7 protein-coding genes are annotated in these 7,991 nt (G+C 70.8%); all 7 read left to right on the top strand.

The window, feature by feature from the left end; translation table 11 throughout:
- The first annotated feature begins 11 nt into the window (after positions 1-11).
- Positions 12-1,547 carry an urea ABC transporter permease subunit UrtB gene (urtB, locus tag AOZ53_RS32790; RefSeq protein ID WP_082385871.1) on the top strand — a complete coding sequence of 512 codons (1,536 nt, stop codon included), beginning with the start codon at positions 12-14 and terminating at the stop codon, positions 1,545-1,547.
- Positions 1,544-2,671: an urea ABC transporter permease subunit UrtC gene (urtC, locus tag AOZ53_RS32795; RefSeq protein WP_054428611.1), complete on the top strand. Its 1,128-nt coding sequence runs from the start codon at positions 1,544-1,546 to the stop codon at positions 2,669-2,671. The genes urtB and urtC overlap by 4 nt, the downstream gene beginning before the upstream one ends.
- Positions 2,668-3,507 (top strand): urea ABC transporter ATP-binding protein UrtD, encoded by an 840-nt coding sequence (gene urtD / locus AOZ53_RS32800; RefSeq protein WP_006386130.1) that lies wholly within the window; start codon positions 2,668-2,670, stop codon positions 3,505-3,507. The genes urtC and urtD overlap by 4 nt, the downstream gene beginning before the upstream one ends.
- A gap of 1 nt (position 3,508) precedes the next feature.
- Positions 3,509-4,207 carry an urea ABC transporter ATP-binding subunit UrtE gene (gene urtE, locus AOZ53_RS32805; protein WP_054428613.1) on the top strand — a complete coding sequence of 233 codons (699 nt, stop codon included), beginning with the start codon at positions 3,509-3,511 and terminating at the stop codon, positions 4,205-4,207.
- Between the two features lie 25 nt (positions 4,208-4,232).
- On the top strand, positions 4,233-4,631 hold the full coding sequence (locus AOZ53_RS32810) for a DUF2946 domain-containing protein (RefSeq protein WP_054428614.1): 399 nt from the start codon (positions 4,233-4,235) through the stop codon (positions 4,629-4,631).
- Positions 4,632-4,797: 166 nt separating this feature from the next.
- Complete coding sequence (locus AOZ53_RS32815; RefSeq protein WP_054429222.1) at positions 4,798-6,999, top strand: TonB-dependent receptor; 2,202 nt, start codon at positions 4,798-4,800, stop codon at positions 6,997-6,999.
- Positions 7,000-7,007: 8 nt separating this feature from the next.
- On the top strand, positions 7,008-7,991 hold a 984-nt coding region (locus AOZ53_RS32820; protein WP_197286557.1), incomplete at its 3' end, for a PepSY domain-containing protein.

Below are 7,991 nucleotides of genomic sequence, written 5' to 3' on the forward strand. Positions count from 1 at the left end.
CCGCGCCGGGCGTGGACCCGGCGCTGCTGGCGCCGCTGGCCGGCGACGACACCGACGCCCGGCTGCAGGCCATCGCCGCCCTGGGCCAGCAGACCGGCCCGGGCGCGGCCGCGGTGCTGCAGGCGCTGGGCAGCGACCAGCTGTATGCGCTGCCGGACGGCCGCGTGCTGATCGGCGACGGCAAGGGACAGGCCACCGATCCGGTCTCCGGCGCGGCCCTGGCGCTGCCGGCCGAGGCGTCCTCCATCGGCATCAACAACCGGCTGCGGCGCGCGATCGAGGCGGCGCTGGCCGGCTCGCGGCTGTTCTCCGACAACCCGCAGGAACGACTGGCCGCCGCCCGCCGCCTGCAACAGACCGGCGATCCGGCGCGCCTGCCGCTGCTGGAGAAGGCGCTGGCCGCCGAAAAGGACCCGGCCGTGCGCGCCGCGCTGGAAATCGCGCAGGCCAATCTCGAACTCAAGAGCGCCGACCCCGCGGTGCGGCGCCACGCGGTCGATCTGCTCGGCCGCACCGACAACGCCGCCTTCCGGCCGACGCTGGCGGCGCTGACGCAACAGCAGGACGGCGTCTACGCCGAACCCGACGCCGGCGTGCGCGAGGCGGCCGCCAACGCGCTCAAGCGCATCGACCGCCACCTGGCCACCATCGAGTGGGCCGGCAACCTGTTCTACGGCCTCAGCCTGGGCAGCGTGCTGCTGCTGGCGGCGCTGGGGCTGGCCATCACCTTCGGCCTGATGGGCGTCATCAACATGGCGCACGGCGAGTTGCTGATGATCGGCGCCTACGTCACCTACCTGGTGCAGACGGCGTTCCGCGCCTGGCTGCCGGGCTGGCTCGACTGGTACGTGGCGGCGGCGCTGCCGCTGGCCTTCGTGGTCACCGCGCTGGTCGGCATGGCGCTGGAACGCACCGTCATCCGCTGGCTCTACGGCCGGCCGCTGGAAACGCTGCTGGCCACCTGGGGCATCAGCCTGATGCTGATGCAGGGCGTGCGCACGCTGTTCGGCGCGCAGAACGTGGAGGTGGGCAACCCCAGCTGGATGTCGGGCGGCTTCACGGTGCTGGGCGGCCTGGTGCTGACCTACAACCGGCTGGTCATCATCGGCTTCGCGCTGTTCGTGGTGTTCCTGGTGTGGGCGCTGCTGAACCACACCCGGCTCGGCCTGTTCGTGCGCGCCATCACCCAGAACCGGCGCATGGCCGATTGCGTCGGCGTGCCCACCGGCCGCGTCGACATGCTGGCCTTCGGCCTGGGCTCGGGCATCGCCGGACTGGCCGGCGTGGCGCTGTCGCAGCTGGGCAATGTGGGCCCGGACCTGGGCCGCGGCTACATCGTCGATTCGTTCATGGTGGTGGTGCTGGGCGGCGTCGGCCAGCTGGCCGGCACCGTCATCGCCGCGCTGGGCCTGGGCGGCGTCAACAAATTCCTGGAGCCCTACGCGGGAGCGGTCATGGCCAAGATCACCATCCTGGTGCTCATCGTGCTTTTCGTGCAGAAGCGGCCGCAAGGCCTGTTCGCCCCGCGCGGCCGGAGCGTCGAATGAAGCAGACCGCGCTGACCGATCTCAACCTGCTGGCGCGCCGCCCCCTGTTCAGCGGCCGCGCCTGGGCCGCGCTGGCCGCGGGCGTGCTGTTGCTGGCGCTGGCGCCGCTGCTGAACCTGGCGTTTCCCGCCGGCCATCCGCTGCACATCTCCGCCTACGCGGTGGCGCTGCTGGGCAAGTTCATGTGCTACGCCCTGGCGGCGCTGGCGCTGGACCTGGTGTGGGGCTACGCCGGCATCCTGTCGCTGGGCCATGGCCTGTTCTTCGCGCTGGGCGGCTATGCCCACGGCATGTACCTGATGCGCGCCATCGGCCACGACGGCGTCTACCAGAGCCGCCTGCCGGACTTCATGGTGTTCCTGGACTGGAAGGACTACCCCTGGTACTGGGCCTTCACCGAGCACTTCTGGTACGCCATGCTGCTGGTGGTGCTGGTGCCCGGCGCGCTGGCCTTCGTGTTCGGCTACTTCGCCTTCCGCTCGCGCATCAAGGGCGTGTATTTCTCCATCATCACGCAGGCGCTGACCTTCGCCGCCATGCTGCTGTTCTTCCGCAACGACACCGGCTTTGGCGGCAACAACGGCTTCACCGACTTCAAGCGCATCCTGGGCTTCGACATCACCGCGCCGGGCACCCGCGCCGCGCTGTACTGGATCACGCTGGCGGCGCTGGCCGGCGCGCTGGTGCTGGCGCGCGCCGTCACCCAGTCCAAGCTGGGCCGGGTGCTGACGGCGGTGCGCGATGCCGAGAGCCGGCTGCGTTTCATCGGCTACGACCCGCTCGGCTTCAAGCTGTTCGTGTGGACGCTGTCCGCGGTGCTGTGCGGCATCGCCGGGGCGCTATACGTGCCTCAGGTCGGCATCATCAACCCCAGCGAGATGTCCACCGAGAACTCCATCGAGATGGTGATCTGGGTGGCCACCGGCGGCCGCGGCACGCTGATCGGCCCCATCATCGGCGCCGGCGCCGTGAACGGCCTGAAGACCTGGTTCACCAGCGTGCTGCCCGAATTCTGGCTGTACGCGCTGGGCCTGATCTTCGTGCTGGTGACCCTCTTCCTGCCCACCGGCATCGTCGGCCTGGCCCGGCGCCTGGCCGCCCGCTACCAGGAGCGACGCGCATGACCAGCACCCATACCGAAAGCGCCATGCTGGATGGCGGCCCCAGCGGCGACGCCGGCTACGGCCGCGTCAGCCCCAAGGGCCTGGACACCAGCCACGGCGCCATCCTGTACCTGGAGGGCATCACCGTCAGCTTCGACGGCTTCAAGGCCCTCAATGACCTGACACTGGACATCGGCGTGGGCGAGCTGCGCTGCATCATCGGCCCCAACGGCGCCGGCAAGACCACCATGATGGACGTCATCACCGGCAAGACGCGCCCCACCGCCGGCACCGCGTTCTTCGGCCAGAGCATCGACCTGACCACGCTGAGCGAGGCGCAGATCGCGCACGCCGGCATCGGCCGCAAGTTCCAGCGCCCCACCGTGTTCGAGCAGCACACGGTGTTCGAGAACCTGGAATTGGCGATGAAGACCGACAAGCGCGTGCGGCCCACGCTGTTCGCGCGCCTGACCGGCGAGCAGGCCGACCGCATCGGCGAGACGCTCGACCTGATCCGGCTGCGGCCCGAGGCCTTCCGCCCCGCCGGCCTGCTGTCGCACGGCCAGAAGCAATGGCTGGAGATCGGCATGCTGCTGATGCAGGAACCGCAGTTGCTGCTGCTGGACGAACCGGTGGCCGGCATGACCGACGCCGAGACCGAGCGCACCGGCGAACTGCTCAACGAACTGCGCGGCCGCCATTCGCTGATGGTGGTCGAGCACGACATGGATTTCGTCAACCAGATCGCCGGCGACGGCAAGGTGACCGTGCTGCACGAGGGCTCGGTGCTGGCCGAGGGGCCGATGGCCAAGGTGCAGGCCGACCCGCGCGTGATCGAAGTCTACCTGGGGCGCTGACATGCTGAACGTGAACACCATCGACCAGTACTACGGCGGCAGCCACACCCTGCGCGGCGTGTCGCTGGCCGTGAACCAGGGCGAATGCCTGGCGCTGCTGGGCCGCAACGGCGTCGGCAAGACCACCCTGCTAAAGTGCGTGATGGGCGTGCTGCCGGTGGCGCGCGGCGCCATCGACTTCGACGGCGCCGACATCACCCGCCTGGCGCCGCACCAGCGCGCCGCGCGCGGCATGGCCTACGTGCCGCAGGGCCGCGACATCTTCGCCCGGCTGACGGTGGAAGAGAACATCCTGATGGGCATGGCCACCAAGCCGGCCGCCCGCGCGCGCCGCATCAAAGAGGAAGTGTTCGAGCTGTTCCCGGTGCTCAAGAGCATGCTGGCGCGGCGCGGCGGCGACCTGTCCGGCGGCCAGCAGCAGCAACTGGCCATCGCCCGCGCGCTGGTGGCCGAGCCCAGGCTGATCATCCTGGACGAGCCGACCGAAGGCATCCAGCCGTCCATCATCAAGGACATCGGCCGCGTCATCCACATGCTGCGCCAGCGCGGCGACATCGCCATCCTGCTGTGCGAGCAGTACTTCGACTTCGCCCGCGAGCTGGCCGACCGCTTCGTGGTGCTGTCGCGCGGCGAGGTGGTGGCCAGCGGCGACCGCGCCGCCATCGACGGGGAGGACGTGCGGCGCCATCTTTCCGTCTGAAAAGGCTTGGATATAATGCGCCGTCATGCACCTCGCCCACTTCCTGAACCGCGGCTACGCCTGGATCGCCCTGATCGCGATCCTGTGGGCGTCGCTGGTTCCGTCGTTGGCGCATGGCAATCACCTGCCCAACGCCAGCCGCCAGGTCACGGTGGACTACTGCGCCCCGGACGGCCGCTCGTCCCTGACCATCGAGGTGCAGAGCGATGACGGCGCCGGCGACCACGCCGCCCATCATGGCGACAGCAACCACTGCCCGTTCTGCCGCAATCCGCAGGCCGATCTCGGCATTCCCCCCGCTTCCCTGACCGTGCTGCCGGCGCCCGCCAGCGGCGGCGTCACCTACCCGGCGCTGTTCTACCGCGCCTCGCACCCGCTCCACGCCTGGCACGCGGCCCAGCCGCGCGCCCCGCCCGCGGCCTGAGCGCGCGCACGCCGTCCCCCGCGGACGGCCGCCGCGCCGCTTCCGCCCGAGCCCGCGCCGCCCGTTGCCGGCGGCGACGCCCTGGAGACCCCGCGCCCGCGCATTTTCGCCGCCCCTGACCGCGGCGCCCGCGCGAGCGTGCATGCCGGCCCCGCCGGCCTGGACCATGAAAAAAAACTACGCAGCATCCCTGCTGGCCGGCGCCTGCGCGGCCAACCCCGCGTTCGCGCTGACCGCCGAACCCGCCATCGAGACCCTGGCCCCGACCCGGGTCGAAGGCGAACGCGCCGAGGACTCGCCCAACGGCCCGATCAACCTGGAGCGCATCGACGGCACCGGCAGCCGCCTCGGCCTGCGGATCAAGGACACGCCGGCTTCCGTCACCGTCATCTCGCGCCAGCAGATCGAGGCGCGCGGCGCGCTCAACACCCAGGACATCGCGCGCGGCATCCCGGGCGTGAACAACGCCGCGCCTCCCGGCATGGCCGGCGCCGTCAGCTACCGCGGCTTCAGCGGCGGCCAGGTGTCGCAGCTGTTCAACGGCATCTCGGTGCAGTACGACTCGGTGGCCGCGCGGCCGATCGACAGCTGGATCTACGACCGGGTCGAGGCCATCGGCGGCCCGTCGACCTTCCTGTTCGGCGCCGGCGCGGTCGGCGGCGCCATCAACTACGTCACCAAGCTGGCCGAGCGCGACACGTTCTATGAGGGCCAGCTGCGCCTGGGATCGTTCGACACGCGCCAGGCGTCGGTCGGCATCAACCAGCAGCTGGCCGGCTCGCCGGGCGGACGCGGCCATTACCTGCGCATCGACGCCAACACCACCGCCAGCCACGGCTGGGTCGACGGCGAGCGGTCAAATTCCACCCAGGTGGCGGCCTCGCTGCTGTCCGACCTGGGCGACGACGTCACGCAGACCTGGGCCTTCGAGTACCAGCGCGAACGCGTCGACCGCCCCTACTGGGGCACGCCGCTGACGGTGGGCGCGAACGGCAAGGTAAGCGGCGAAGGCCAGATCCGCGGCGGCACGCGTTTCAAGAACTACAACGTCGACGACGGCCTGTACGAGCAGTCGGTGCTGTGGGCCCGCTCGCTCACGGAATGGCGCGCGGCGCCGGGCGTCACGTTCAAGAACACGCTGTACTACTACCGCGCCGAACGCGACTTCCGCAACCTGGAGACCTACCGCTACAACGCCGCCAACAGCCGCGTGCTGCGCTCGGGCGCGCTGCTGCAGCGCCACGAACAGAGCCTGATCGGCAACCGCGTCGAAGGCCTGGTCGAATCGACGCTGGCCGGCCTGCCCACCAGCTGGTCGTTCGGCGCCGACCTGAGCGTGAACAAGCAGACCCGCTATCCCACCAGCCTGCCGGCCACGGTGGACGCGGTCGATCCGTACGACTTCCAGCCGGGCTATTTCTACGACATCCCCGGCATGACGCGCGGCCACAACCCGGACCGCGACAACCGCGTCCGGACGCTGGCCTTCACGCTGGAGAACCGCACCGAGGTGCTGCCCGGCGTGGCCATCGTGTCGGCCCTGCGCAAGGACTTCATCGACCTGGACCTGACCAACCGCCGCGCGGTCACCGCCAGCTCGCCGGCCTCGGCCTCGCGCAGCTATTCGCCCACCACCGGCCGGCTGGCGCTGAACTGGGCCATCACGCCGCAGGCCTCGCTCTACGCGCAATACGCCACGGCCGCCGATCCCCCGTCCGGCATCATGGCCACCGCCTCGTTCGCCGACGTGCTCAACAACGACAAGCTGACCACCGGCACGCAGAAGGAAGTGGGCGGCAAGTTCGAGTTCTGGGACGGCCGCGGCTCGGCCACCGTCGCCGCCTACGAGATCACGCGCAAGAACATCTCGGCGCCCGACGCCAGCAACCCGGCGGTCAGCGTCCCGGTGGGCCAGCAGTCGGCGCGCGGGCTGGAACTGGCCGGCGGGCTGCGCCTGACGCGCACCCTGTCGCTGCAGGCCAACGTCGCCTTCGTCGATCCCAAGTACGACGACTTCTCTGAAACGATCGGCGGCGTGCGCGTCTCGCGCAACGGCAATGTGCCGACCAACACGCCGCGGCGCGTGGCCAACGCCTGGATCGACTACGCCTTCCTGCCGGACTGGAACGCCAGCCTGGCCGCGCGCTATGTCGGCCGCGCCTACGCCGATGCCGCCAACACCGTCTGGGCGCCGTCGTACACCGTGTTCGACGCGGCGCTGTCGCATCGCATCGACCGCCACTTCACTATCACCGGCCGGGTCCGCAACCTGACCGACAAGGTGTACGCGGCCAACGTCAGCGGCACGCCGATGTTCTACCTGGGCGCGCCGCGCTCGTTCGAACTGACGCTGCAGGCGCGGTTCTGAGGACAGCCATGGACGCCATCCCCTCCCCCCGCCGCCGGCCCGCGCCCGTGCCGTGGTCCACCCGCGCCAAGCGCTGGCTGTACCTGACGCACCGCTGGGCCGGCATCGTGCTGTGCCTGTTCTTCGCCATGTGGTTCATCTCGGGCGTGGTGATGATGTACGTGGGCTACCCCAAGCTCACGCCGCAGGAACGCATGACACACCTGGCGCCGCTCGACCCGGCCCGCGTCGCCGCCACGCCGGCCCAGGCGCTGGCCGCCGCCGGCGCCAGCGACATGGCGGGCCTGAGCCTGGCCGCGCTGCGCGGCGGCGCGCCGGTCTACCTGGTGCCGATGGGCCGCGGCCGCGCGCCCAAGGTGGTGGATGCCGCCAGCGGCGCGCTGCTGCCGCGCGCCGACGCCGCGGTCGCCACCGCCAGCGCCGCGGCCTGGTTCGACGGCCAGTACGCCGCGCACTACCAGGGCGAGGTGGAGGAGGACGTATACACCCACTCGGGCGCGCTCGACATGCACCGGCCGCTGCACCGCATCGACCTGGACGATCCCGCCCGCACCCGGCTGTACGTCTCGTCCGCCACCGGCGAAGTGGTGCTGGACGCCACCCGCCGCGAACGGCTGTGGAACTACGTCGGCGCCTGGATCCACTGGCTGTATCCGTTCCGCGGCAACCTCTTCGATCCGTGGTGGCACGACATCGTCGTCTGGCTGTCGGTGGCCGGCGTGGCCGTGGCGCTGACCGGCACGGTGGTCGGCATCCTGCGCTGGCGCTTCTCGCGGCCCTACGCCAGCGGCAGCCGCTCGCCCTACCGCGAGAACATGATGCGCTGGCACCACCTGGCCGGCCTGATGTTCGCCGGCATCACCCTCACCTGGATCTTCAGCGGGCTGATGTCGATGAATCCGTGGAAGGTGTTCAGCAGCGGCGCGGCGCCGCTGGCGCAATCGGCCTACGCGGGCGGCGCCTACGACGCGGCCGCGCCGCAGGCGCCGCCC

This window comes from Achromobacter sp. 2789STDY5608621, from assembly GCF_001299375.1.
In the GTDB taxonomy this organism is placed as follows: Bacteria; Pseudomonadota; Gammaproteobacteria; order Burkholderiales; family Burkholderiaceae_B; genus Achromobacter; species Achromobacter insuavis.

Excerpts from the sequence above, each read along its gene's own strand:
- urtE (WP_054428613.1), top strand. The coding sequence starts at position 3,509 with ATGCTGAACGTGAACACCATCGACCAGTACTACGGCGGCAGCCACACC.
- urtC (WP_054428611.1), top strand. The coding sequence starts at position 1,544 with ATGAAGCAGACCGCGCTGACCGATCTCAACCTGCTGGCGCGCCGCCCC.
- AOZ53_RS32815 (WP_054429222.1), top strand. The coding sequence starts at position 4,798 with ATGAAAAAAAACTACGCAGCATCCCTGCTGGCCGGCGCCTGCGCGGCC.
- AOZ53_RS32810 (WP_054428614.1), top strand. The coding sequence starts at position 4,233 with ATGCACCTCGCCCACTTCCTGAACCGCGGCTACGCCTGGATCGCCCTG.
- urtD (WP_006386130.1), top strand. The coding sequence starts at position 2,668 with ATGACCAGCACCCATACCGAAAGCGCCATGCTGGATGGCGGCCCCAGC.